General features: G+C 58.2%; 27 protein-coding genes. 11 read left to right on the top strand and 16 right to left on the bottom strand.

The window, feature by feature from the left end:
* The first annotated feature begins 47 nt into the window (after positions 1-47).
* Entirely contained in the window at positions 48-242 is a 195-nt protein-coding gene (locus tag QMZ29_RS10105; protein ID WP_043140533.1) for a hypothetical protein, read from the top strand.
* 15 nt (positions 243-257) lie between these two features.
* On the opposite strand, the gene yjdN is transcribed toward QMZ29_RS10105, so the two are convergent.
* Together yjdN and QMZ29_RS10095 are read right to left on the bottom strand one after the other, a co-directional pair.
* Positions 258-677 carry a VOC family metalloprotein YjdN gene (yjdN, locus tag QMZ29_RS10100; RefSeq protein WP_025303359.1) on the bottom strand — a complete coding sequence of 140 codons (420 nt, stop codon included), beginning with the start codon at positions 675-677 and terminating at the stop codon, positions 258-260.
* 176 nt (positions 678-853) lie between these two features.
* Positions 854-1,774 carry a Kdo(2)-lipid IV(A) acyltransferase gene (locus tag QMZ29_RS10095; RefSeq protein WP_060447860.1) on the bottom strand — a complete coding sequence of 307 codons (921 nt, stop codon included), beginning with the start codon at positions 1,772-1,774 and terminating at the stop codon, positions 854-856.
* A gap of 628 nt (positions 1,775-2,402) precedes the next feature.
* Between QMZ29_RS10095 and QMZ29_RS10090 the strand changes: the two genes are divergently transcribed.
* The 3 genes from QMZ29_RS10090 (at position 2,403) to QMZ29_RS10080 (ending at position 3,348) form a co-directional block, all read left to right on the top strand.
* The gene (locus QMZ29_RS10090; RefSeq protein WP_025303357.1) at positions 2,403-2,600 is read left to right on the top strand and encodes a glycine zipper domain-containing protein; all 198 of its coding nucleotides are present in this window, start codon (positions 2,403-2,405) and stop codon (positions 2,598-2,600) included.
* Positions 2,601-2,614: 14 nt separating this feature from the next.
* The gene (locus QMZ29_RS10085; protein WP_004935146.1) at positions 2,615-2,863 is read left to right on the top strand and encodes a GlsB/YeaQ/YmgE family stress response membrane protein; all 249 of its coding nucleotides are present in this window, start codon (positions 2,615-2,617) and stop codon (positions 2,861-2,863) included.
* 95 nt (positions 2,864-2,958) lie between these two features.
* Complete coding sequence (locus QMZ29_RS10080; protein ID WP_025303356.1) at positions 2,959-3,348, top strand: YidB family protein; 390 nt, start codon at positions 2,959-2,961, stop codon at positions 3,346-3,348.
* A gap of 3 nt (positions 3,349-3,351) precedes the next feature.
* On the opposite strand, the gene QMZ29_RS10075 is transcribed toward QMZ29_RS10080, so the two are convergent.
* Positions 3,352-4,284, bottom strand: a complete 933-nt coding sequence (locus tag QMZ29_RS10075; protein WP_043140541.1) for a LysR family transcriptional regulator — start codon at positions 4,282-4,284, stop codon at positions 3,352-3,354.
* Between the two features lie 110 nt (positions 4,285-4,394).
* Here QMZ29_RS10075 and QMZ29_RS10070 point away from each other — a divergent pair, with 110 nt between their 5' ends.
* Positions 4,395-5,447, top strand: a complete 1,053-nt coding sequence (locus tag QMZ29_RS10070) for an SDR family oxidoreductase (protein WP_261427168.1) — start codon at positions 4,395-4,397, stop codon at positions 5,445-5,447.
* 44 nt (positions 5,448-5,491) lie between these two features.
* Here the strand turns inward: QMZ29_RS10070 and QMZ29_RS10065 are convergent, their stop codons facing one another.
* The 3 genes from QMZ29_RS10065 to QMZ29_RS10055 form a co-directional block, all read right to left on the bottom strand.
* Positions 5,492-6,499, bottom strand: coding sequence for an NAD(P)H-quinone oxidoreductase (locus tag QMZ29_RS10065; protein WP_043140545.1), 1,008 nt, complete (start codon positions 6,497-6,499; stop codon positions 5,492-5,494).
* 153 nt (positions 6,500-6,652) lie between these two features.
* Positions 6,653-6,862, bottom strand: a complete 210-nt coding sequence (locus QMZ29_RS10060) for a hypothetical protein (RefSeq protein ID WP_004935132.1) — start codon at positions 6,860-6,862, stop codon at positions 6,653-6,655.
* 510 nt (positions 6,863-7,372) lie between these two features.
* Positions 7,373-7,750, bottom strand: coding sequence for a hypothetical protein (locus tag QMZ29_RS10055; RefSeq protein WP_025303352.1), 378 nt, complete (start codon positions 7,748-7,750; stop codon positions 7,373-7,375).
* A gap of 375 nt (positions 7,751-8,125) precedes the next feature.
* Between QMZ29_RS10055 and cspE the strand changes: the two genes are divergently transcribed.
* Together cspE and dsrB are read left to right on the top strand one after the other, a co-directional pair.
* The gene (gene cspE / locus QMZ29_RS10050; RefSeq protein ID WP_004935122.1) at positions 8,126-8,338 is read left to right on the top strand and encodes a transcription antiterminator/RNA stability regulator CspE; all 213 of its coding nucleotides are present in this window, start codon (positions 8,126-8,128) and stop codon (positions 8,336-8,338) included.
* A 315-nt stretch (positions 8,339-8,653) separates the two neighbouring features.
* A complete protein-coding gene (dsrB, locus tag QMZ29_RS10045) occupies positions 8,654-8,854 on the top strand; it encodes a protein DsrB (protein WP_004935117.1) in 201 nt (66 codons plus the stop codon).
* A 217-nt stretch (positions 8,855-9,071) separates the two neighbouring features.
* On the opposite strand, the gene rcsA is transcribed toward dsrB, so the two are convergent.
* A complete protein-coding gene (gene rcsA, locus QMZ29_RS10040; protein WP_025303351.1) occupies positions 9,072-9,701 on the bottom strand; it encodes a transcriptional regulator RcsA in 630 nt (209 codons plus the stop codon).
* A gap of 795 nt (positions 9,702-10,496) precedes the next feature.
* Here rcsA and QMZ29_RS10035 point away from each other — a divergent pair.
* Positions 10,497-11,138: a GNAT family N-acetyltransferase gene (locus QMZ29_RS10035; RefSeq protein WP_080352506.1), complete on the top strand. Its 642-nt coding sequence runs from the start codon at positions 10,497-10,499 to the stop codon at positions 11,136-11,138.
* 12 nt (positions 11,139-11,150) lie between these two features.
* Here QMZ29_RS10035 and QMZ29_RS10030 read toward each other — a convergent pair whose 3' ends face one another.
* On the bottom strand, positions 11,151-12,566 hold the full coding sequence (locus tag QMZ29_RS10030; protein WP_049296076.1) for a pyridoxal phosphate-dependent decarboxylase family protein: 1,416 nt from the start codon (positions 12,564-12,566) through the stop codon (positions 11,151-11,153).
* Positions 12,567-12,667: 101 nt separating this feature from the next.
* Here QMZ29_RS10030 and QMZ29_RS10025 point away from each other — a divergent pair, with 101 nt between their 5' ends.
* Complete coding sequence (locus tag QMZ29_RS10025; protein WP_261427169.1) at positions 12,668-13,543, top strand: LysR substrate-binding domain-containing protein; 876 nt, start codon at positions 12,668-12,670, stop codon at positions 13,541-13,543.
* Here QMZ29_RS10025 and QMZ29_RS10020 read toward each other — a convergent pair.
* Positions 13,540-14,925, bottom strand: coding sequence for a CoA transferase (locus QMZ29_RS10020; protein ID WP_049295897.1), 1,386 nt, complete (start codon positions 14,923-14,925; stop codon positions 13,540-13,542). The genes QMZ29_RS10025 and QMZ29_RS10020 overlap by 4 nt on opposite strands.
* Positions 14,926-14,958: 33 nt before the next feature.
* Positions 14,959-15,216: a glycoside hydrolase gene (locus tag QMZ29_RS10015; RefSeq protein WP_261427173.1), complete on the bottom strand. Its 258-nt coding sequence runs from the start codon at positions 15,214-15,216 to the stop codon at positions 14,959-14,961.
* A 433-nt stretch (positions 15,217-15,649) separates the two neighbouring features.
* On the opposite strand from QMZ29_RS10015, the gene QMZ29_RS10010 reads away from it, so the two are divergent.
* Together QMZ29_RS10010 and mgtA are read left to right on the top strand one after the other, a co-directional pair.
* On the top strand, positions 15,650-16,348 hold the full coding sequence (locus QMZ29_RS10010) for an MgtC family protein (protein WP_025303346.1): 699 nt from the start codon (positions 15,650-15,652) through the stop codon (positions 16,346-16,348).
* 241 nt (positions 16,349-16,589) lie between these two features.
* Positions 16,590-19,289, top strand: coding sequence for a magnesium-translocating P-type ATPase (mgtA, locus tag QMZ29_RS10005; RefSeq protein WP_261427175.1), 2,700 nt, complete (start codon positions 16,590-16,592; stop codon positions 19,287-19,289).
* 48 nt (positions 19,290-19,337) lie between these two features.
* Here the strand turns inward: mgtA and QMZ29_RS10000 are convergent, their stop codons facing one another.
* The 6 genes from QMZ29_RS10000 to QMZ29_RS09975 form a co-directional block, all read right to left on the bottom strand.
* Positions 19,338-20,111: a DUF3307 domain-containing protein gene (locus tag QMZ29_RS10000; RefSeq protein ID WP_025303344.1), complete on the bottom strand. Its 774-nt coding sequence runs from the start codon at positions 20,109-20,111 to the stop codon at positions 19,338-19,340.
* Positions 20,112-20,113: 2 nt separating this feature from the next.
* Positions 20,114-20,710: a hypothetical protein gene (locus QMZ29_RS09995; RefSeq protein ID WP_025303343.1), complete on the bottom strand. Its 597-nt coding sequence runs from the start codon at positions 20,708-20,710 to the stop codon at positions 20,114-20,116.
* A gap of 212 nt (positions 20,711-20,922) precedes the next feature.
* Positions 20,923-21,102 carry a hypothetical protein gene (locus QMZ29_RS09990; protein WP_019453520.1) on the bottom strand — a complete coding sequence of 60 codons (180 nt, stop codon included), beginning with the start codon at positions 21,100-21,102 and terminating at the stop codon, positions 20,923-20,925.
* 95 nt (positions 21,103-21,197) lie between these two features.
* Complete coding sequence (locus tag QMZ29_RS09985) at positions 21,198-22,307, bottom strand: YbdK family carboxylate-amine ligase (protein ID WP_060433438.1); 1,110 nt, start codon at positions 22,305-22,307, stop codon at positions 21,198-21,200.
* A 72-nt stretch (positions 22,308-22,379) separates the two neighbouring features.
* Positions 22,380-23,342 (bottom strand): Dyp-type peroxidase, encoded by a 963-nt coding sequence (locus QMZ29_RS09980; RefSeq protein ID WP_025303338.1) that lies wholly within the window; start codon positions 23,340-23,342, stop codon positions 22,380-22,382.
* Positions 23,343-23,376: 34 nt separating this feature from the next.
* Positions 23,377-24,294 carry a bestrophin family protein gene (locus tag QMZ29_RS09975; protein WP_147823944.1) on the bottom strand — a complete coding sequence of 306 codons (918 nt, stop codon included), beginning with the start codon at positions 24,292-24,294 and terminating at the stop codon, positions 23,377-23,379.
* Positions 24,295-24,335 lie beyond the last annotated feature (41 nt).

The raw sequence follows: 24,335 nt of genomic DNA, 5'->3' as shown, positions 1-24,335 counted from the left end.
CGCAACCCGCATTTGCGGCGGCGTGAACGCGAAGGAGTAAAAGGGCCATGTCGGATTACATCATTATCGCTTTACTGACGCTGGCGGTGTATTACCCCCTCACGCTGGGGGGCCTGGCGGTGATGATGTTCTTCGCCTGGCGGCGGCGCCGGTCGCCCTATTGGCGGTTGGGATTGGCGCTGTTGGCGCTGCTGTTTGTGCTGTTCGCCAAGGTGGCGTATGACTGGCACCGCTACAGCTAGCGGCGCCATGACGGGTTATTCGACGTTGATCATCCAGTTGACGCCGAATTTGTCGGTCAGCATACCAAAGCCTTTGGCCCAGAAGGTGGCTTGGTAAGGCATCGTCACCTGGCCGCCCTGCGCCAGATTGTCGAACAGTTTGCGTCCTTGCTCCGCATCGCTGGGGTTCAGCGACAGCGAGAAGCCTTTGTGAGAAGCGCCGCCGCTGTCATCTTGTGGGCAGCCATCGGAGGCCATCAGTACACCGTCGCCGATCAGCAGACGCGCATGCATGATCGCTTCAGGATTGGCGTCCTGCGGCCCGCCTTGGCGGGCTTCTTCGGGCATGTCTTTGAAGCGCATGACCATTTCAATTTTGGCATTCAACTGCTGTACATAGAAGTTAATCGCTTGCTCACAGTTACCGCTGAAAAACAAATAGGGTTGTACCAGCATGACATTGACCTCGGTTGTGGCCCGACAGGCAACGACCGGCCCTCGGGCAGGAAGAAATGGTTGCTGGCGGCAATAATTGCCGTCGGTGACTTATTAGTGTAGTTCCCCTGACGCAGAATGCTCGTGCGAGGTGAGCGCCTTCGCCGCCGGCAGGGCGGGCGAAGGCGCGAAGGCGGTTAATACAGCGAAGGTTCGCCGGGTGGGCGGGTTTTAAAGCGGCGGTGCAACCACATGTATTGATCGGGTGCCAGCAGCACCTGTTCTTCCACCACGCGGTTCATCATGGCCGCCGCGCGCGTTTCATCGTCCAGCGGGAAGTCGGTCAGCGGTGGCTGTACGATCAGCTCATAACCCTGCGCATGCGGCAGGCGGCGCGGCACGAATGGCACGATCGACGGCCGCCCCATGCGCGCCAGGATATAGGTGCCGGTCGTCGTGGCGGCGTTTTCCACGGCGAAGAACGGTACGAATACGCTGCTTTGCGGGCCATAATCGTGGTCCGGCGCATACCACAGGATTTCACCCTGTTTCAGGTTGCGGATCATGCCTTTGATATCTTTACGATCGATCATGAATTTATTCGAGCGTAGCCGGCCGCGGGTCTGCACCCATTCCATCAGTTTGTTATTGTGCGGGCGATGCACGCCGATGCCGGGGTTTTGCATGCCGAAGATGCGCGCACCCAGCTCCAGAGTGAGGAAATGCAGGCCGATCAGCAGCACGCCTTTCCCGTCCTGACGCGCCAACTGCATGTTTTCCATGCCGCTCACCTTAAACCAACGGGCGATGCGCCAGTCAGGCCAGAACCAGGCCATGCCGACTTCGAACAGGCCCATGCCGACGGACTCAAAATTTTTGACAATCAGCGCCTCGCGCTCGGCGGCGAGCATCTCAGGGAAGCAGAGTTCTACATTGCGGCGTGCTATTTTTACCCGGCGTTTCATCAGGCGCATGGCTATTCTGCCAAGGCCGTGTCCGAGTCGATAAATGAGCGGGTAGGGCAGTAACACCAAGAGATAGAGTATTCCCAGCCCTATCCACAGCAACCAATAACGAGGGCGCAAGAATTTGCGCTCAAAGCGTTGGTTAGAAAGCATTTTTTCTATGATTCCTTTTCTTTCCCTATGGGACCTTAACCCAAATTTTTATAAGGCGAATAGTAGAACATTTCGTGCTAAATAGGATTTTCCATTAATGCTTTTTTTTCACTTTATTTAAGCGCATGCGAAAAATGGAGTGAGATAGGATTTTTACCGAGGGACGGGAAGATATTTTCCGCTATTTCAACCGGCTGGTGCAATTGAAAAATAAAGACACAATTAAGCGCATCGCAAAAGTGACAACTGCTATGTAACCTTAATGAAACAGTAACGCGACGGAACCGTCCCAAACGGCGGCCAGTGCGTACAGTAGCGCGAGAATCAGGACAAAGGGGGCATTGAACATGGATGTTTCCTCCATGAGGATTTGTTTAAAGTTTAGCCTCTCGAGATGACGGCAGGATGAAGTTAGATCGTTTTTTGTACGGTGAAATTCAGACGGACGGAAATGGGTAAACCGCTGATTTTTTACTATAGTCATAGTGTGAAGTTGTGCGTTTGTCGGCGTACGCCTCTGCATTGAGCGGCAGCGGGCAGGTTGCCCAGAGCAAGATCGCGGAGCGGACGGCGCCTGGCGCGAAACATGTGACGAGATTCTCAGAGGGTTGGTCTGTAAGGATTTGACATGTCATATGAAAATGACGAACTAAACGGTGTTGAGCAACCGAGCGACTACGTGAAAGCCACCGCCTGCGAAGTGCGCAGCGGTGTAAAAGCGGCGCTCGAGCAATCATGTGCCTGCCTTAAGGATAACCCTTGGGCGGGGATAGGCGCCGGCGCCGTCGTGGGCCTGGTAATAGGATTTCTGTTAGGCAAAAGGTAATAGGGAGAGTAAAGATGGGCATCATTTCCTGGATCATTTTTGGTTTAATCGCCGGTATCCTGGCCAAGTGGATTATGCCGGGCAAAGACGGCGGCGGCTTTATTGTGACCGTTATATTGGGGATCGTGGGCGCCGTCGTCGGCGGCTATATCAGCACCTTCTTCGGTATGGGCCGCGTTGACGGTTTTAACCTGGGCAGCTTTGTGGTGGCGGTAATCGGTGCCCTGGTGGTGCTTTTTGTCTACAGGAAGATCAAAGGCTAAGCAGCCGTTGCTCAACAGGGTCGCCGCGGCGGCCCTTTTTCGTGAAATCAATGCGGCGGTGCGGCGCGGGCCGTACCGGCTGAAAGGGGAATATCATGGGTCTGTTCGATAGCGTATTGGGTAACATTCTGGGTGGCGGCGCCAACGGTAAAGGCATCGACTACATCGCCATTATGCAGTGGGTTGAGCAACAAGGCGGCCTACAGGCCATTTTGGACAAATTCCGTCAGGGGCAGTTCGGCGATATCGTCGGTTCCTGGCTCGGCAATGGCGAAAATCAGCAGATTACCGGCGATCATGTGCAGCAGGCGTTGGGTAGCGATGCGATCAACCAACTGGCTGAAAAGCTGGGTATCGATCCTGCACAAGCCTCCAGCACCATTGCACAGTTCTTGCCAACGGTCGCGGATGCCGCCTCGCCAAATGGTGAAGTGCAGCAAGACAGCAACGAACTGGGCGACATGGTCGGCAAACTGTTCAAATAATGATTAGGCTCCCGGCATCTGGCCGGGAGCATTCACTCCGCTAATTCCCTCGATCGCCGTCAACGCTTGCTGCAGATGCGCCACCCAGGCGCGCACTTTCTCCGGAATAAATCGTAAGGCGGGATAGACCGCGTGCAGCGCCATGGGCGGGTAGCGGTATTCCGGCAAAACGGGCACCAGCGCCCCCGTCGCCAGCTGCTCGGCGATTAAAGGCCGTTGGGCGCCGCCGATACCCACTCCAGCCTCGATGGCGGCCAGCAGCGATAGCGTATTGTTGGCGCGGAACGTGGGCCGCAGAGCAACCATCTCGGGGCCGTGCGGCCCGAACAGAGTGAGCGTATCGCCGTCGTTCAAACCGCTATAACGAATGTGCGCATGTTTCGCCAACTCCGCCGGCGAACGGGGCGTGCCATGCTTGTCCAGATAGGCCGGCGATGCCACCAGCAGGCGTTGCAGCTCGCCCAAACGTTTCGCCACCATGCCGGGCGCATGGAGTTCACCGAAGCGCAGCGCCACGTCGATGCCTTCGCCGATCACGTCGGCGCGACGATCGTCCAGCAGCAGCTCGATGGCGAGGTTCGGATGACGTTGCTGGAAAGCGATGGCCAGCGGTGTGACGTGCAACTGCCCGAACCCGGTCGGGGCGTGGATGCGCAGATTACCCTGCAACTGGTGGTGCTGGTCGTGCAGTGCGTCTTCCGCTTCGTCGACCGCCGCCAGAATCGGTTTGAGGCGCTGATAATAACCGCTGCCGGCATCGGTCAGCGTGACCGCCCGGGTGCTGCGAAACAGCAGCTGGGCCCCCAGTTGCTGCTCCAGGCCGGCGATTTGCTGACTGACCGCCGGCTGCGTCAAACGCAGATCGCGAGCGGCGGCCGACAGGCTGCCCAGTTCGGCCACTCGCATAAAGGTTTTCATTGCGTTCAGCTTATCCATGTCGATCTTGCCTATAGATTTTTCTTATAAGTGTTAGTGGAAATCCTCTTCTACCGCAAGTATTACTAATCAATAACACTCAGGGTATCGATAACCTGAGGAGTGGCAAGATGAATGCAAAGCGACAGGCATTGGTGATCGGCGCCAATGGCGTGATTGGGCGCCGATTGATTGAGGAGCTGATTGATCAAGGTTGGCAAGTGGTGGGCGTCTCGCGCCGGGGGGGCGAACCGGCATCTGGGGTGCGCCACCTTCAGGTTGATCTGCTGGATGCGGCGGCGACGCGGGACGCGCTGCGGCCGCTGAGCGCGATTAGCCACGTTTTCTATGCCGCCTATCAGGATGCGCCGGACTGGGCGGGGCTGGTGGCGCCCAATCTGCAGATGTTGCAACACGTTGTCGAGGGGCTGGAGCCGGTCGCGCCGGCGTTGGAGCATATCAGCCTAATGCAAGGTTACAAAGTGTATGGCGCGCATTTGGGGCCGTTTAAAACGCCGGCGCGCGAAAGCGACGCCGGGCATATGCCGCCGGAGTTTAACGTGGCGCAGCAGCAGTATCTGGCGCTGTGCCAGGCAGGCAAGCGCTGGCGTTGGAGCGCCATTCGTCCGAGCGTGGTGGGGGGCTTCTCTCTTGGCAATCCGATGAACCTGGCGTTGAGCATCGCGGTTTATGCCTCAATCAGTAAAGCGCTCGGGCTGCCGCTGCGCTTTCCCGGTAAGCCAGGCGCTTACCACAGTCTGCTGGAAATGACCGACGCCGGGCTGTTGGCGCGCGCCACGCTTTGGGCGGCGACCGAGCCGGCGGCGGCCAATCAGGCGTTTAATATCAACAACGGCGATCTCTTTCGCTGGAGCGAGATGTGGCCGAAAATCGCCGCTTACTTCGGGCTGGAATGCGCGGCGCCGCTGCCGATGCCGCTGGAGAGCATGATGGCGGACAAAGCGCCGCTGTGGCGAGAGCTGGTGCAACGGCACCAATTGACCGAACCGGACTATCGCGCGGTGGCCGGCTGGCGTTTCGCCGACTTTGTCTTTTCCTGGGACTATGACATGTTCGCGGATGGCAGCAAGGCGCGGTGTTTCGGTTTCCATCAGTTTGTCGAAACCGAAGCCATGTTTTTCTCGCTGTTCGATGAGTTCCGCCGCCGCCGCATCATTCCCTGAGCGTGGCATCGGTTTCCCCGCAGCACAGGCTGCGGGGAATGGCCTCAGAACGTCAGCATGATCTTGCCGATGTGCTCGCTGGACTCCATCAGCGTATGCGCGGCGGCGGCCTGCTCAAGCGGGAAGGTTTTAAAAATTTGCGGTTTCAGCACGCCGCGCTCCAGCAGCGGCCAAACCTTCTCGCGCAGCTCGGCGGCAATCAGTGCTTTGTCCGCCACGCTGCGCGAGCGCAGCGTCGACCCGGTATGGGTCAGGCGTTTCAACAGCAGCGGCATCAGATTGAGCTCTTTTACCACGCCGTTTTGCGTGCCGATTTGCACGATGCGGCCTTCCATCGCCGCAGCCTGATAGTTTTTGGCGACATAATCGCCGGCGATCAGGTCGACGATGACGTCGGCGCCTTTGCCGTTGGTGGCGTCTTTGGTGCGTGCGACAAAGTCTTCGCTGCGGTAATTAATCGCCACGTCGGCGCCCAGCGCCAGGCTGGCCTGACGTTTCTCTTCGGATCCGACGGTAGTGATCACCTGGGCGCAGAAGGCTTTCGCCAGCATGGTGGCGACCGTGCCGATACCGGAGGTGCCACCATGGATCAACACGGTTTCGCCGGCTTTGAGATGACCGCGCTGGAACACGTTGACCCAGACGGTAAAGAAGGTTTCCGGCAGTGCGGCGGCCTCGGTCAGGCTCAGACCCGCCGGTACCGGTAGCGCATTGCTTTCATGCACGGTGCAGTATTCCGCATAGCCCCCCCCGGCGATAAGGGCGCAAACCCGATCGCCGAGCGCGAAGTGGGTCACGCCTTCACCGATGGCCACCACTTCGCCGGCAATTTCCAGGCCGGGGATATCCGAGGCGCCGGGCGGTGGCGCATAGTTCCCCTGGCGCTGCAGCACGTCGGGGCGGTTAACGCCAGCGGCGGCGATTTTCACCAGCAGTTCGCCCGCCTGTGGCTCGGGTACCGGGCGTTCGGTGACAACCAGAACCTCGGGGGCGCCCGGTTGGCTAATCTCAATCGCTTTCATCGTGCCGGGCTGCGCTGCATTTGTTGACATGGTCACTCTCCTCATCGTGGCGGACGTGGTTATCAGGCTGAACGCCCGCAATAAAGTCTGCTGTTAGCTTAGCGAAATCGAAGGAGGTGCGCGTGGTCGAATAGAGCGGTTTTGCGAGGAGGAGAGGACGCCGCCGCGATGGGCGGCTGGATATCAATCGTTAGGGGGGATGCGGAAGCCTTTCAACGAGACGATAAAATGTTCTTTCCCTTTGGAGATCTTGGCGCCTTTATCGCACCACAGGCTGGCAAGCTGGAAGAAGTCATCGCTGCCGATATCGTAGGCCAGTTCGATTTTCTTGGCTGTGCCGGCGCGGATGAGCTTTTCTGCTTCCTGATGGTTTGCAGCTTTAATTATGGTCATGGGCGAAATCCTTGGTGTTAAGCCAGAGCGGATAATCGCGAATCATCATATGGCCATAGTGTGACAATTTTGTGATGAAAACATGACGGTCCACGAAGGTGCGGCGTGCGGCGTGCCGCGCCTTCGCGGTGAAAATGCGTTATCGATTACCGATCGTGCGGGCGAACGAATGTGCTTTTTTTCTGAGATTTGAAATGCTTATAGAGCGAATAGCCCGCAATGCTGGCTAAGACAGCCAAGAGGGCAAGGGATCCTGTGGCCATGAACATCACCTCCGAATAAGAATGGCAAGGAGGCGTATTTGTGACATTCATCACTTTACGGGGCAATGAGAGCAATCTGTAATCGGGAAACTGGCATGAGGGAGGAGCAAAAAAAAAGCGCCTATAGGGAGGCGCATAAAGATTTGCAACACAGCTTGTTGTGTTCAACACCAGGAGGAGTGGTGAACTGGCGCTATTCTATGCAGCAGCGAGGGCGGCTGATATAGGTATTACTCCGAAAGCGGCGCTACCACTCATAGCCCAACTGGATGTTGTAATCGGGATCCTGGTTGGTGGAGTAAGGATCGGATTGGCGGCGGCGATCGGTTTTCTTCACCGGGCCTTCATACGCGGGATAAGGTTTGGTGCGCGGTTTGCTGCAGCCCGGATGATCGCATTCGATATCGACGCGAAAGCCGTTCTTGTCGCGTGCCTCTGCCCAAGTAATCGGCGGTTTCGCCGCCTTAGGGGCTGGCCCTGACGGTGCTGTCGGCTTGGGAGCGGGAGTCACACTGGGTTCTGGAGCTTGATAATTCAGCTCCAGTGCACTCTGCGGAGCGCTGTAAGCGGCAAAGGCCAGCAGGGCGGCGGCACTGGCAGTTGGTAAGGTAAGCCATCTCGGCATGATGAATCTCCCTGAATGATTTCTGTAGGCAACTATAAAACAGCAGAACGAGAATTACTATCATTTACCTTGGCTGTTACGGGGGGCCAGGCGGTGATTCTATCGACCGACAGGGTCAAATCCTGTGCGTTTAGCCGAGATTCACGCCCCATCACGGCGAAAAAGGTTGCTATTGCCGCTCGCTCATGAGTTAATGATGTCGGCCTGTGGTACAGACCTATTTATGCACGACATTTTGAGTAAAGTAGTTCAAATTTAAAGCGTTATCCCGGATAGCCCTTCTCTGACGAATTTCCTTTCCAGTGCCTCCATAAGTAACTGATGACCGGCTATCTCGCCCATGGCGGCTAACATTATTATTGAAGGAAATTAGACATGTCCAACATGATCAAAGGTCAAGTGAAGTGGTTCAACGAAGCTAAAGGTTTTGGTTTCATCACCCCAGCAGACGGCAGCAAAGACGTATTCGTACACTTCTCTGCTATCCAGGATCAAGGCTTCAAGACCCTGGCTGAAGGCCAGAACGTACAGTTCTCTATCGAGAACGGTGCGAAAGGTCCATCTGCGGCTAACGTTACCGCTATCTAATTGGCGTCTACCGCTGATTGAAAAGAACCCGCTGCGGCGGGTTTTTTTATGCCTGCAATTTGGCAGCGCGTAAAAAAAGCCCGCAAGTCTGCGGGCAAAAGTTCCTTGTTACTTCATTTGCGAGCGCTTCTCTGGGGGGAAACGCCTGAAGACAGGCTACGCGAGACCGGCTTAAGATTCTGCGGCCAAACCGTTAAGAAAGTGAAAATCCAGGCGGCTGCTACGCTGATAGCAGAGGCCGGCAGGGCTGGAGTGGTGTCCATCGCCCTCGCTTTTGTAATACACTGACGGCAATCGCAAATAATGGGGAAGGGTATGCAGGTTAACGATCGAGTGACGGTAAAAACAGACGGAGGCCCGCGGCGTGAAGGCGTGATTTTGGCCGTAGAGGTGTTCAACGAAGGCACCATGTATCTGGTTTCTCTTGACGACTACCCGGCGGGCGTATGGTTTTTTAATGAAATCGACAGCCGTGACGGCACGTTTGTGGAGCCCTGCCGCGAGCACGGGCAGTAACTTAGGTTAATCTCATTAATTTTCTAATGAAATTGTCCATTTTGAGATTATTTCATTGCGGTAAGATTTTTTTTATCGGCGGCAAAAAAATACCCGTTGCGCTAGCGGGGGATAACGCAGCAGGTATTTTTTTGTGGTTCCAGCGGCTGCTATCCAGATGACATTATCACCGGGTATTTAACGGCTGGTAAAACAGAGCGGGGGCGTTCTCTGTGGTTCAGCGGCTATTGACGAATATTCCACTGGTCAATGTATCGGTCAAACGAACAACGTGATAAATGATCTGCTTGTTGTGCGTTTTTATTTTCCGCTTGATGTTTCCCTTGTGGGAAGAGACCGTTTTGGCCTTTATTTGCATCTGGTCTGATATCTGGATGGTACCTTGACCGGACATCCACATGCGTAGCATGTTCGATTCAGTCTGGCTCAGCGTTACCGGCGTTTGATCCAGAGAGGATTTCTCCGTACGGAGGGACGTTCTCTCGAGATAGTGACTAAGTAGCTGATTCATAGTCTCTGGTTTGATGGATTTTGACGATATGATGACGTTCTTGCGAACATATAAATAATCGTCGAAATGTACGTTGGTAATGGCCATGAAGATGAAGAATAACGTATCCGGGTGCAGTGAAATCACCCGTTTTATTCGCTCGGTGGCGTTTGCTTCGTGGATGAAGCAGTCCTCGTTAATAAACACCAGGCTCGGATTTAACTTGCTGCATTTTTCATGCAGGCTGTCAATGTCCTCGATGGCATTAATATGGCGCCTCTTCACGCCATGCGAAGTCAGATAGTCGGTTAACCCCAATCTGGTATAGCTACATGAATCCATGATAATCGTTGGCATATCGCACCCCCACTTAAATCCGTTTTACTGCGGTAATATGAGAAAAAGCCTAAAAAGCCGAAAGGCAAAATGGAACAATAATTCAGTGTAGCGAGTGTTCTATCAATAAACACGACGGCACTCAATGATATTTTCATACTAAACTTATTAATTGCATGAATCTATAAGTTTGGCTTAAGTCAGGGCGATCTGCTGCTCGTCCAGCTTAGGCATGTTGAGCCTGATTTGCGCTTGGCGCCCGTGCCTGTCTGCATTGCTTGCCGCTAATCTGTTCATCATGTCACGAAACAAAATTTTAGTTTGCTAGGAAAAGTCTTAAAAAAAATTCATGTGTCGTTTTTTTGATGTCTTTCAGCGCGTTTTTTGAGTGGTCAAAAAGCGCTCTCTCTGGTGTTTTTGACTTTTTATATATAAAAATCATTATCTTATAGATATTTTTGCTCTCCATGCTAATGATAAGCACTTCTTTTTTTATCATAACAACAAACAAAAGTTAACATTATGACCAGAATGTGTAGCTTAATTGTTGCTATAAATCACCGTTTTACAATGAGTTATATAGATATTTATTTCGCATGAAATAGTTTTCGTGAATGTTTAACGGTGATTGAGTGATTTCTCTAAACTATCATCCTGCAGTCCGATCCACGGGGAGGAATGGCAGGTCGGAGTTGTCTCTGGCCCGCGTTGGTTTTAACTTGCCTCTCCACCTTTCAAAAACAGGATGTCGCGGTGAGAAAGAATCAGTATGGGCAGCCGATAGGTGAGGCCCTTCCTCATTGGCAGCCGGCAGGCATACCCGGGCACACGCCGCTGCAAGGGCGGTTTTGCCGCCTCGAACCGCTTAACCTCGCGCGCTGGGGGGATGCGCTTTATCAGGCTTACCAAACCGCTGAGGACGATCGTGACTGGACCTATCTGTTTTGGGAACGGCCGCAGTCGCACGCAGATTTCCAGCGCTATCTTCAGGCACAGGTGTCCAGCGCAGACAGAAACACGATGGTGGTGATCGATCAGACGAACGGGCACGCCGTGGGAACCTGCGCTTTTTTACGCATCGATCCTGGCAACGGCGTGGCCGAACTGGGCACCATCAACTGGTCGCCGCTGATGAAGCGCAGTGCGCTGGGCAGCGAGGCGATTTTCTTGATGCTGCGGCATCTTTTCGACGATCTTGGCTACCGGCGCTGCGAATGGAAATGCGATAGCCTCAATCTGCCTTCACGCCAGGCCGCCGAGCGCTTGGGTTTCCGCTATGAAGGCACGTTCCGCCAGGCCGTCGTTGTTAAAGGACGCTCGCGCGACACCGACTGGCTGTCGATCGTTGATGGAGAATGGCCGGCACGATACGCGGCGTTTGCCGCCTGGCTGTCGCCGGATAACATCAGCGAAGACGGGCGGCAAGAACGTCGTTTGCAGGCCTTCCAACGCGGGTAATCGCCGCGCGTGTTAGGCCGTTTCCGCCAGGCAATGGCGCAGCGAGTCCAACGTCAAGCGGATGTCCTGTTCCTCTGTCATCCAGTTGACCAGCGCGGCGCGGATCCCCGGCTGGCCGTTGTAACGCGTAGGGGTGCAACGCACCACGCCATGCCGGCTAAGGCGTTCGAGAAAGCGATCGCGCGCCGCTTCGCTCTCACCCTGTGGATGACTGAGGGCGAAGCACACCACGTTCAAATTCACCGGCGCCAGCAGATGGAAACCGTCATCGGCCGCTAACGCCGCCCCTAGCGCCTGCGCCAGTTCGACGTTGCGCTCGACGATATCTCGTATACCGCTGCGGCCATAGGCTTTCAGCGTCAGCCAAAGCGGCAAGGCGCGGAAGCGGCGCGAATTTTCTGGCGTCAGATGCAGATAGTTGTCTGGCCGCAGCGTCGGTGCTTCCAGGTAAGCCGAATGGTTCTGAAATACCTGCATTTGCAGATCCAAATGGCGGGTAAATTGGATCGCGCTGTCATAAGGCACATTCAGCCATTTATGCGCATCGACGGTGATGGAATCGGCATGCTGCCAGCCCTCGAGCTTTGAGGCGTATAGCGGTGAGCAGGCCGCCACGCCGCCGAATGCCGCATCGACATGCAGCCAAAATGGATAACGCTCCCGCAGCGCCAGCAGCTGCGGCAGATCGTCGAAAGCGACAGTGTTGACCGTACCGGCGCTGGCCAGTACCAACGTTGGCTGGCCAGCGCCGGCGGCGAGCTGCCGCGCCAGCGCTTCCATATCCATGGCTTCAGACTCCGGCAGGCTGGCGACGATCGTCAACGCCTCGCGGCCGATGCCGAGCATGCTGAGCGCCTTCACGCTGCTGGAATGCGGATTGGCCGCCAATACCCGGATGGGGCCCAGCGCCGCCAGGCCTTGTTGGGCGATATCCACGCCTTGCTGTTGTCCCAGCCACTGCCGGCCAATGGCCAACCCGGTGAAATTGGCCATGGTCGCGCCGCTGACCAGGCTGCCGCTGAACGTTTCCGGCAGGCCCAGCAGGGATTTCAACTGCGTCACGGCCGCCAGCTCGATCGTGGCTGCAATGGTATCATGGCTGAGCAGGCTATTTTGGTCTGTCACGCTAACCAGCCAGTCGGCTGCGACCGCCGCCGGGGTGCCGCCGCCGGTGACGAAGCCGAAATAACGCGGGCCGGCGCTGGCGGAAATGCCGGCCTGATAACGTTGCCAAAAGCGCTCCAGCGCTGCCAGGGCGCCTTCGCCGTTTTCCTCCAACCGATCGTCGCCCGGTTGCAGCTGCTGATGCTCGAGCGGTGGGCAGACCGAGCGTTGCTGCAGCCCGGCCAGGAAATCCTCCGCCAACTGGCGGGTGTGGTCGAGGATCTGCGGAAACTGCGCGAGGTCCTGTTGTAAACGTGGGTGCATGGTGGCTCCGGAAGCGTCAGGGATGATGGGGTAAACATAGAACATTTGCCTGCCGCTCAAAATCGATGAAAAATAACCTTTTTGGATAGCCTGGTTAACCAATGATGAATGAACGCATTCCCTTGCATGTCTTGCCGACCTTTGCGATCGCCGCCAGGTTGGAAAATTTGCGCGCTGCGGCGCAACAGGTGCATTTGACGCACGGCGCGGTCAGCCAGCAAATTCAGTTGCTGGAGCAGGCGGTCGGCTATCCGCTGTTTGAACGGCGCGGGCGCGGTGTACGCCTGAATGCCGCCGGGCGAGAGTTGTTGGCGGCGGTAGAGCCGGCGCTGCAGGCACTGCTGCAGGGCGTCGCCCGCGCCCGGCGTGCGGCGACAAGCCAGACGCTGCGTATCAGCGTGTTGCCGTCTTTTGCCCATTATTGGCTGTTGCCGCGTCTGCCTGCTTTTCATGAGGCCTGCGCCGATATTGCGCTGGATATTGATGCGTCGCTGGCGCTGCAGGATCTGTCGCAGCGAGGGTTCGATGCGGCGATCCGTATCGGCAGCGGTCAATGGACGGGGCTGCAGGCGCAGCGCATCGCGTCGGGTGACGTGCTGCCGGTCGCTTCGCCGGATATGGCGCGAGAATGGAGGGCGGCGTTCGAGAACGGTGGCGATATTCCGTTGCTCGAGCACGACGTCAGTCCTTGGCGCGACTGGTTCAACGCGCAGGGGCGGCCGTTATGCGGGCGACAACAGGCGTTATTCAACGATGCCGGATTGTTGATTCGCGCGGCGGAGCAAGGGTTTGGCATCGCGTTGGCGAAAAAGCTGCTGGTGCAGGATGCGATTGACGCGGGGAGACTGGTGGCGTTGGCCGCGCCCCGTCGTCTGAGCGATGACGACGTTTACCTGGTGTGGCCGCAGACCGCCGGGTTGACGCCGGCGGTTACCCGCTTGCTGCAGTGGCTTCAGCGACAGTTGGCGGCGATTTAGCGGCGTAGCCATTCCGGTTGCGAGGTGCCGAGCGTAGTCGCCGGCAGCGCCCATTGCAGCGCCGTACCCTGCAGGCTTAACGGGGCGCGCAGGCGTTGCGCGGCCCCCCAGTAAGTCAGTTCTGTTTCCGGGTTCTCGTCGGCGGGGCCGGCCGGTGCCAGCGGTTCCGGTCGATAATCTGCCGAACAGGGGTGCGCTAGCAGCAGTTGCGCCGTGCGCGCCAGCGACAGCCGCGCGTGGTAGCCGGTACCGCGGCTCAGGCGCTGTGTCATACCGGTCAGCACCGCTGCCGCCATCAAATAGCCGGTGGCGTGATCCAGAGCCTGTACCGGCAGCGGCACCGGCAAACTGGCGCTGCGCCAAACCATACCCGCCTCCGCCAACCCGCAGCTCATCTGTACCAGGCTGTCGAAACCGCGCCGGGTCCGCCACGGCCCGCTCCAGCCGTAGGCATTCAGGCAGACGTCGATCAGGCCCGGCGCCAGCGCGCGTCTTTCCTCCGCGCCATAGCCCAATTTCTCCAACGCACCGGCACGGTAGCCGTGCACGAGCACGTCGGTGTTTTTCAGCAGATGTTCAAACGTATGGCGATCGCGCGCATTGGTCAGGTTGAGGCGTGCGCTGCGCTTGCCCAGCATCACCTCGTGCTCGACGCCGGGTTCATCCCAGCCGTAGGGATCGATGCGCAGCACGTCGGCGCCCAAACCGGCAAGAAAACGGGTGGCGATCGGCCCGGCGAGAATGCGCGTCAGATCCAGCACCCGCACGCCGTGCAGCGGCCGGGCGACGGGAAGCGCCCAGCCCGGCGGTGGCGCTTCCGGCTGCAGCGAGGCGTGGATAAGCGGTTCGAGCGCTACGCTTTTGCCTTGAATATGTTGTCGCCACGCGGCCGCCGAGCGCATTTGGGCCGCGCAGCCGCCGGCCTCGATCACGGCTTCCTCCAGCTCGCTTTTTTTCCAGTCCAGCACACGTTCCGCCAGCGTGCCTTTATCCGATGCCGAACCCAGCACCTGTTCCACCGCTCGCCGATGGTGCGGCGCATTGGTATGCAGACGTATCCAGCCATCCGCCGTCGCGTAGTCGCCGGCCAGTGCGTCCCAGGCCGCAGGCAGCGTCCATCCCAGCGGCCGCAGCGTCCAGCCAAACCAGAGCGAGGCCAGGCGTTGATCTATCCAGACCTGCGGCGCGTCGGCGGCCTCGCAGCGAAGCAACTCGGCGCAGGCCAAACCGGCGGCGCTCCAGGCGGCGGTCGCCAATTCTGTGACGGGAAAAGCCGAAGGCAATGCGCCGACGCCGCTAACGGTTAACCGGTCGGTAGGGGCGGGACGCTGTCCCAGGCTTTGCCAAATCTCGTCGAGCAGAGTGTGGATCAGAGGCGTCATCGGCCACTCCTTACGGGTTGTCGGAAATATAGCCTAGCGTAGCCCACCGCCGGCGACCTTGCTAAGGCGTAACGTCGAATGTGCGGCCGTCGGCCAGTTTGGCGCGCAGGCTGTGGGCCGCGATGACAGTGAAAGGCTGCGCGTAAAGTTGGCGGCCAGCGTCGAACCGTCGCTGAAGGTCGTCTGCTGCACCCAGCCGTCCCGATCGAGCCAGCGGAAGTCCAACAACGCTTTGTCCCACAGAGCCTGATGCAGCGGCCGGAAGGCGGCGTTGGTGCCCAATGTTGGCACCTTCTATTTGTGACATCGAAATATAATCGCCGTATTCCAGTTTATTTTTCGTTTAATAAATTAGCCTTTACTTCATTATCCGACGTCACTATACTCAGCCAAAATTTCGGTGGAGAAACCCAATTGGACAGTTGTAGTTGTAATAAAACAAATAAGGCAAGCTGACCAATTCTCTTCTGATTTGTTGCTTGCCGTTATCGGCGGGCAGCACCCCTCTCCAGTTATTTCTGAGCTGTGCATACCCGAGTAATAAACGTTTCCTGATGCCTGACGGTTTCAGGTGAATCGAGTTGGACGTTATTATGGTATTTTGCAGCCACAGCCTTTTCCCTCCAGGCACGACACGCTGATTCGCTGATTTATTTTCAGCGCGCTTTCGCGTGTGCTAAACAGCACATGATTTTATCTCCTGCGGTTAATTAAGGGGACAGTCATGGCTATGACTCCTTTCGTTTTAAATTTATTGCTGGCGATGTGCCTGGGTGCGGTCATTGGCGCCGAGCGCCAGTGGCGCCAACGCATGGCCGGCCTGCGCACCAATGCGCTGGTGGCGACCGGTGCGGCGGTCTTTATTCTCAGCTCCATGTCCACCGATCCGGCCAGCGCCGGCCGGGTGGCTGCGCAGATCGTATCCGGTATCGGTTTCCTCGGCGCCGGCGTTATCATGCGTGAAGGGCTGAACATTCGCGGCCTTAACACCGCCGCTACGCTGTGGTGTTCGGCGGGGATCGGCGTCCTGTGCGGCCTGGGCCAGCATTGGGATGCGGTGGTTGCTACGCTGGTGATCCTGTGCGCCAATATCCTGCTGCGCGAAGCCGCGCAGCGTATCAATCTGCAGCCGCACCAGCAGGCAACCGATCTGGAACTGTGCTATCGCATTCAGGTGACCTGCGGCGAGCAGGACGAAATTCTGGTGCGCACCCTGATTCTGCAGGCGCTGAACGGCGTGGCCTTGCGGCTGCAATCCTTGCGCAGCGCCGATATCTCCAGCCCGGGGCAATTGGAAGTGTGCGCGGAAATTACCGCCACGCCGGCCGCGCAAAAAGAAATTGAGGGTATTGTCTGCCGCGTCAGCCTGGAGAAAAGCGTGAGTGCCGTTCGCTGGCGAGTCGCGTCCGAATTACCGGTCTGATTAATTATATAAATATTTATTAACTTGATTATATGCTCAGGTTATTCGGGCTCGCCTGAATAACGCGGAGCATTAAGGAGGCGTTATGGACGATGACCCCGGAAGGAAAATGATTCCAGCGTGGCTGACAGGATAATTCCGCCATTTAGTCACGCTAATAAAAAATTCCAAGCTGCGCAGAGTCACCTGTTTATCGGGCGGGATATCCCTGTGCGCAGAACGAAAATAAGAGAATAGCGTTATGACTCAGATTAATGAAAGAACGCGTCGCCGTGATAAAGACGCGGTGACCTACGCCATTGCGCAAGAGGCGACCAACAGCATCGCCCAAACGCTGGCGAACCTGAAGTGCAACCGCAACGGGTTGACCCAGGACGACGCCGATGAGCGGCTGGAACAGTTCGGCGCCAACCAGGTCGCCCACGACAAGGCGCCGCATGCCTTGATTCAGCTGATCAAGGCTTTCAACAACCCGTTTATCTTTGTGCTGATGGTGCTGGCTGCGATCAGTTTCTTTACCGATTATTGGCTGCCGCGCCAGAGCGGTGAAGAAACTGAACTCACCGGCGTTATTATCATCCTGACCATGGTCACGCTGAGCGGGCTGCTGCGTTTTTGGCAAGAATATCGCACCAACAAAGCGGCGGAAGCGCTGAAGTCGATGGTGCGCACCACCGCCACGGTGCTGCGCCGCAGCAGCTACAGCGCGCATCCGCTGACGCTGGAAGTGCCGATCCGCGAACTGGTGCCGGGGGATATCATCCAGCTCTCCGCCGGTGACATGGTGCCGGCCGACGTGCGTCTTATCGTCTCGCGCGATCTGTTCATCAGCCAGGCGATTTTGACCGGCGAAGCGATCCCTATCGAGAAATACGATGCCATGGGCAACGTGGCGCAGAAGTCGAGCGAAGGGGAAGTGTCCAGCGAGAACGCGCTGCTTGAGCTCTCCAACATCTGCCTGATGGGCACCAACGTCGCCAGCGGCACCGCTACGGCGGTGGTGGTGGCGACCGGCGGGCGCACCTACTTCGGCTCGTTGGCCAAGTCAATCGTTGGTTCGCGGGCGCAAACCGCGTTCGATCGCGGGGTGAACAGCGTCAGCTGGCTGTTGATTCGCTTCATGCTGGTGATGGTGCCGGTGGTGTTGCTGATCAACGGTTTCACCAAAGGTGACTGGAGCGAGGCGGCGCTGTTCGCGCTGGCGGTGGCGGTCGGCCTGACGCCGGAAATGCTGCCGATGATCGTCAGCTCCAATCTGGCTAAAGGGGCGATCGCCATGTCGCGTCGCAAGGTGGTGGTGAAGCGTCTGAACGCCATTCAGAACTTCGGTGCTATGGACGTGCTCTGCACCGACAAGACCGGCACGCTGACCCAGGACCGCATCATTCTCGAGCACCACATCGACGTCACTGGCGCCAGGGATAACGAAGTGTTGCACCTGGCCTGGCTGAACAGCTTCCATCAGAGCGGCATGAAGAACCTGATGGATCAGGCGGTGATCCGTTTCGGGCGCGGCAAACCGGGGATTGAAGCCCTGGGGCGTTTCAGCAAGGTGGATGAGCTGCCGTTCGATTTCGTGCGCCGCCGTCTGTCGATCGTGGTGGCGGATGAGAATGGCAAGCAGCAGCTGATCTGTAAGGGCGCGGTGGAGGAGATGCTGGAGATCGCCACCCACGTGCGTGAAGGCGACAAGATGCTGGAGCTGGACGACGCGCGCCGTGCGGCGTTGCAGGCGCTGGCCCGCGAGTACAACGAAGACGGTTTCCGCGTGCTGGTGCTGGCGACGCGTGAGTTGGATGCGCAGCGCCCGGCCGAACCGCTAAGCGTGGCCGACGAGCGCGATATGGTGGTGCAAGGGCTGCTGACCTTCCTCGACCCGCCGAAGGAGAGCGCGCAGCAGGCGATCGCCGCGCTGCAGGAAAACGGTGTGACGGTGAAGGTGCTGACCGGCGACAACCCGGTGATCACCTGCAAGATTTGCCGCGACGTCGGGCTGGAGCCGGGCGAGCCGCTCTCCGGGCTGCGGATTGAACAGATGGATGACGAAGAACTGGCGCGCGAAGTGGAACAGCGCACGGTCTTCACCAAGCTGACACCGCTGCAAAAATCGCGGGTGCTGAAAATGCTGCAGGCCAACGGCCATACCGTCGGTTTCCTCGGCGACGGCATCAACGATGCGCCGGCGCTGCGCGACGCCGACGTCGGCATCTCGGTCGACACCGGTACCGATATCGCCAAGGAATCGGCGGACATCATCCTGTTGGAAAAGAACCTGATGGTGCTGGAAGAGGGGGTGATCAAAGGGCGCGAGACCTTCGGCAATATCATCAAGTACCTGAACATGACCGCCAGTTCCAACTTCGGCAACGTGTTCTCGGTGCTGGTGGCCAGCGCCTTCATCCCGTTCCTGCCGATGCTGGCGATCCACCTGCTGATTCAAAACCTGATGTACGACATTTCCCAGCTGTCGCTGCCGTGGGACAAGATGGACAAAGAGTTCCTGCGCAAACCGCGCAAGTGGGACTCCAAAAACATCGGGCGCTTTATGCTGTGGATTGGGCCGACCTCGTCAATCTTCGATATCACGACGTATGCGCTGATGTGGTACGTGTTTGCCGCCAACAGCGTGGAACACCAGGCGCTGTTCCAGTCCGGCTGGTTCATTGAGGGGCTGCTGTCGCAAACGCTGGTGGTGCATATGCTGCGCACCCAGAAGATCCCGTTCATTCAGAGCACCGCGGCGCTGCCGGTGTTGCTGACCACCGGGTTGGTGATGGCGCTCGGCATCTACATTCCGTTCTCGCCGCTCGGCGCCCTGGTTGGCCTGCAGCCGCTGCCGTGGGAATACTTCCCGTGGTTGGCCGCTACGCTGGTCAGCTACTGCGTGGTCGCGCAGTTGATGAAGCGTTTCTACATCCGCCGCTTCGGCGAGTGGCTGTAAGCCGCCTCGGCGTTCACTTCGGGGGCGAAATTCTTCGCCCCTGCACTACTACAGCAGTTTGTTGACCAGCAGGCCGAGCATGATGGTCAGCGTGAAGGAAAACAGCGTGCCGAGCAGCACATACTCGGTGCGCATCTTATCGTCGCTCTGGCGCAGATCGCCGAAACGGAAGATAGATTTGGCCGCCAGCAAAAAACCGATCGCCGGAATTTGCCCCAGCAGCACGAAGGTCAGGATCAGCGTTCTCTCCAGATAGCCAATCTGTTTGCCCGCGCGCAGCAGCGAATCGTTGTCGGCCTTGGCCGAAGGCGGCATTTGCGGCGTCCAGTGCGCCAGTAGTTGCCCGATCAGCAGGCTCATCGGCAGATAAATCAGGCTGTAGGCCACCAGCACCAGGCCAATTTGCCAACGCCCCAACTGCTGCCCCAGCGCGGCGAGCAGTTCACCGGCATTCGGCGTCAGCCCCAGCCACAGCAAGGTGATCACCGCCAGATGCAACCCCTGATCGAGCAGGAAACTGCGGGCCGGGCTCAGGCGGGTCATGACGGTGACTTTCAGCAAATCGATCAGGTAGTGGCTGACGGCGATGACCAGCAGGCTGACCAGCACCTGAAGTGAAGAAAGCCCGCCGTGCAGCAGGCCGAACCCGGCCACCACCCAGGCGGCCAGCACCCCGTGCAGCAACGCGTGCAATACCAGAAAACGCGAACGCGCGCGATGTTGGATTTTGTCTTCCACCCAACTCAGCGGCTGCAGCGGAAAATCCGCCAGCAGATGGACGAGCAACAGCCAGGCCAGCAAAGGCGCATAGGTCAGATCCATAGTCAGACGATCCTGTTAATGGCGTGAATAAACCGCATGATTTCCTCGTAGGCCGCGCGTTTCAGTGCGGCGGAGACCGTGGAGGCGGCTTTTTGCAGCTGGTCCGCCACGGCGGCGCCGCTGTCGGCGAACATTCTCATCTGGACGATGCGCGCTTCGGTCTGCGACAGGCGGCCAATCACATGATCTAACATTGGCAGCAGATCGCTGACAATGGCGTTTGTCCGATCGTTGTCGGTTTTCAGAGCCAGGCGGCAATTTTTCGCCATGGCGTCCAGCGCGCTGCCGGAGTTGATAAAGGCACTGCCGTAACCCGCGGCGTCGGGCCGTTGGCTGCCCAGCCCGACGGCGACGCGCGCATCCCAGTGCGCGGCGCCCATCGCCCGCAGCGCGAGGCGAATATATACCGCCAGCAGCAGCCCGTCCTCCGGGGCGGCCTGCGCCTGGAAGGCGTCGCCGCGAAAGATTTCCACCTGATGAAGCTGCCCGTCGCGCTGCAGCCGATCGAGCAGGCTGTGCAGCTCGTTGAGGTAGTTGACGGTATCTGATCGGCGAGAATCGACCAGATCGCCGCTGATTACGCTGATTGGTGTCGACATAGCGTGTTCCGTTGCTTACCGAGGGATGACTATAAATTCGCACCTGGATACGAATATGTCAATAATTCGTCTTTGGATGCGAATTTGTAGGGAATTCGCCTGTGAGAACGAAATGCGGTGGCGTGAGGAAAGGGGACGAACGGCCGGGAATGCGCGGGCCTGTCAGGCTCGCCACCGGCGGCGTAGAGGGAAAATGGCCGGCAACCGGCCGTTCAGAAACTTTTAACCAGCACTTCACGCGGCATTTCGCTGCCGTGCTTCAGCAGGTGCTCAAACGATCGTTCGCTGCTTTTCAGCTGTTGCAAAAACTCCTGCGGCGACAGATCGTGTTTTTTGCCGCTCATGTAAGCCAGCGCCAGTTCTTTTGCCTGATAGCGGGAGAAGTTGTACATGGTGTCCTCGATACGATGAATGTCAGTGCTCACGATTGTAGCGAAAGAGCACATAATGAACAGTGGCTTTGGCGTATGGAATCGATAGCCGAAACTTAACTTGCCGGTTGCAACAGCTCATCGCACAGGCGTTTGATCACCTGAGCCTGCGGCAGGCCGTTGTGCAACATCTGACGGATATGCTCCGAATCGCTGATGCCCTGGCGGACATGACGCTCGACGGCCTGTAACACGGCCCGATCCTCCCGCCGCTCGGCGAAATCGCTCAGCGCCTCGAGGGTGTGCAGGATGTGGGCGGTCAGGCTGCTGCGGCGCAGCGTCGTGGGATCGACGTATTCGGCGGCGAAACCGCTGCGATAGGCGTTGATCTTGTTATAGTGGGTGAAGGCATCGTATTCCGGCGCGATCGGCGTCCGGCGTTGCAACAGAAAATCGGCCAGCAGACGGCAGTAACCGACCAGCAGCACGGCGTGCGCGAGGCGCAGCGGCGTATCGCAGATGCGGATCTCCACCGTGCCCAGCTCCGGTTTCGGCCGTGCATCCCAGTAAATATCCTTGACGCTTTCAATCACGCCGGCGGCGTTCAACCGTTCGTAGTAAGCGTTGAATTCGCGCCAGCTGTAGATGTGTTCCAGGCACCCGTAGTTGGGGAAAGAATTCTGGGCGCTGAAGCGGGAACTGGCAAAGCGCGTGTCGACCCCCTGATACAGCGGCGACGAGGCGCTGAGCGCGATCAGCTGCGGAAAATAGGGCGTCAGCGCATGGCACAGGTACATCGCCTCGTCCCCGTCGTTGACGCCGAGGTGAATGTGTTGGCCGAATACGCAGGCCAGCTTGGAGAGATAGCCAAAACGGCTGGCCAGCTGCCTGTAGCGCGCGCTGTCGCTGATGACCTGCTTGCGCCAGTCGTTGCTCAGGTGCCGACCACCGCCGCAGACGTCACAGCCCAGGCGCTGCGCGCTGCGCCGGACGGTATGGGTCAGGGCGCGCAGCTCGGCGTGCAGCTCATCGAGATCGCGGTGCACCGAGCTGTTCAGCTCCACCATCGATTGGGTGAGCTCATGCTTGACGCGCCGGCGGTCGCCGACCGCGCTGACCACCCGGTCGGCCCGATCCGCCAGATCGTAGTGCTCGGCATCGACCAGCTGTAACTCTATTTCGGTGCCGATGGAGAGCCTTTCCGAACGTTTGAATGTGAGCGACATGGTGCCTCCCCCTCAATACGCAACGTTAATTCAGTATACGTCGCGGGGGGAGGCTTTGCCGCCGAAGGGACGTTAGTGCAGTTCGGCGCCGCTGCGGTCGGCCAGCGCTTCCAGCAGCGGGGCGGAAGGCACGAAGAACAGGGTGCCGGTCACCGCGTGGCTGAAATCGAGCAGCCGATCGTAGTTGCCGGCCGGGCGGCCGATGAACATGTTTTCCAGCATCTGCTCGATCGGCTGCGGGGAGCGTGCATAGCCGATAAAGTAGGTGCCGAATTCGCGCAGGCCGGGGCGGCCGAACGGCATGTTGTCACGCAGAATTTTCACCTCGTTGCCTTGCTCGTCGGTGATGGTGGTCAGCGAACTGTGCGACGACGACGGTTTGACCGCTTCATCCAGCTCGATGTTGGACTGCTTGTGGCGGCCGATGATCTTCTCCTGCGTTTCCACGCTGAGCGAGTTCCAGCCCTGCATGTCGTGCAGGTATTTTTGCACCAGCACATAGCTGCCGCCGCTGAACGCCGCGTCTTCGTCGCCGATCACCGTGTAGTCGAAGGCTTCGTGCCCCTCCGGGTTCTCCGTGCCGTCGACGAAGCCGATCATGGCGCGCTGATCGAAATAACGGAAGCCGTGCACCTCTTCTATCACCGTCACGGCGTCGCCGAGCTTGGCGGTCAACTGAGAGGCCAGTTCAAAACACAGATCCATTTCATCGGCGCGGATGTGCAGCAGGATGTCGCCGGGCGTGGCGACGGCGACGCGCTCCCCGCTGCCGATCGGGCTGAACGGATGCAGCTGGCGAGGGCGCGGCGCGCCGAACAGCGTATCCCAGGCTTCGGAGCCGAAGCCGCAGACGCAGGTGAGATTGCCTGCCGGCGCGCGTTTGCCGACCGAACGCACCACGGCGGCAATGTCGCCGCACCAGGCGCGCACCGCCGCCAGATGGGCGGGAACGGGCGACAGGGTAGCGACGATGAAGATGGCATGGCGCGTCACCGGTGTGAATACGGCTTGCGGCAGAGGGTTATTTGCATTCATTGCATTCGGCTCCAGTGTGTTCGGGTGAAATAGATCAGATCAAATTAAAGTGCTCGTCGGGTTTCATCGGCGGTGGCAGCGGGCTTTGGTCGTTCATTTCCAGCAGGTTGCGCTCGATGGTGTTGCAGATGGCGTTTAACGGCAGATGGTTAGCCGACACGCCAAACGGATCCTCCAGCTCTTCGGCCAGTGAGTCCCAGGATAAGAAGGTATAGGAAATGAACACTGAAACAAACGGTGTCATGTAATGCAGGTCGGTCACCAGGGCAAAAGGCAACAGGCTGCAGAACAGGTAAACGGTGCGCTGCAGGATCAGGGTATAGGCGAACGGCACCGGCGTGCTGGCGAGCCGTTCGCAGCCGCCGAGGGCGTGGGACAGTTCGCTCAGCTTGTTGTCGAGCAGCTCGAAAGTGATGTCGCTCAGCAGCCCCTGTCGGCGCAGCTTGCCGATCTCCTGGCCCAGCATCAGCAGGATGCGGTTGGTCGGCATCGGGCTGGCGACCACCTCGGCCAGCTCTTGGCTGCTGAGATTGTGGTACAGATCGGCGGTCGGGTCGGTGCCGCGCAGCTGATGCTTCAGGCTCCAGCTGAAGGCGATCAGCAGCTTGGCAACCTTTTGCTGCACCGCCGATTCGTCCGGCAGCAGGCTTTTGATCTGGCGCAGCAGGGAGCGCTCGGTAATCAGCAGCGAGCCCCACAGGTTGCGCGCTTCGACAAAGCGGCTGTAGCCGGCGTTATTGCGAAAGCCGAGAAAAATGGCGATGGCGATGCCCAGCAGGCTGAACGGTGCGATGGTTAAATGCACGCCGAGCTGTTCGTACCATTGGTAGCTGATCACCGCCACTATCGACATCAGCACGTTCAGCGATAGGCGAAAGGTGATCTTTGATAGCACGGAACCGTGCCAGGCGAACAGGCGAAAAAACCAGTTCTGATTCGGGCGAATGATCATGACGTGGGTGCTTCCTGGTGTCCTGCTATTGAGAATAGTCG

Source organism: Serratia sp. PF-27, from assembly GCF_030053255.1.
GTDB classification, from domain to species: domain Bacteria; phylum Pseudomonadota; class Gammaproteobacteria; order Enterobacterales; family Enterobacteriaceae; genus Serratia; species Serratia bockelmannii.
The sequence above is the reverse complement of the archived record's forward strand: the minus strand, read 5'-3'. Positions and strand labels throughout refer to the sequence as shown.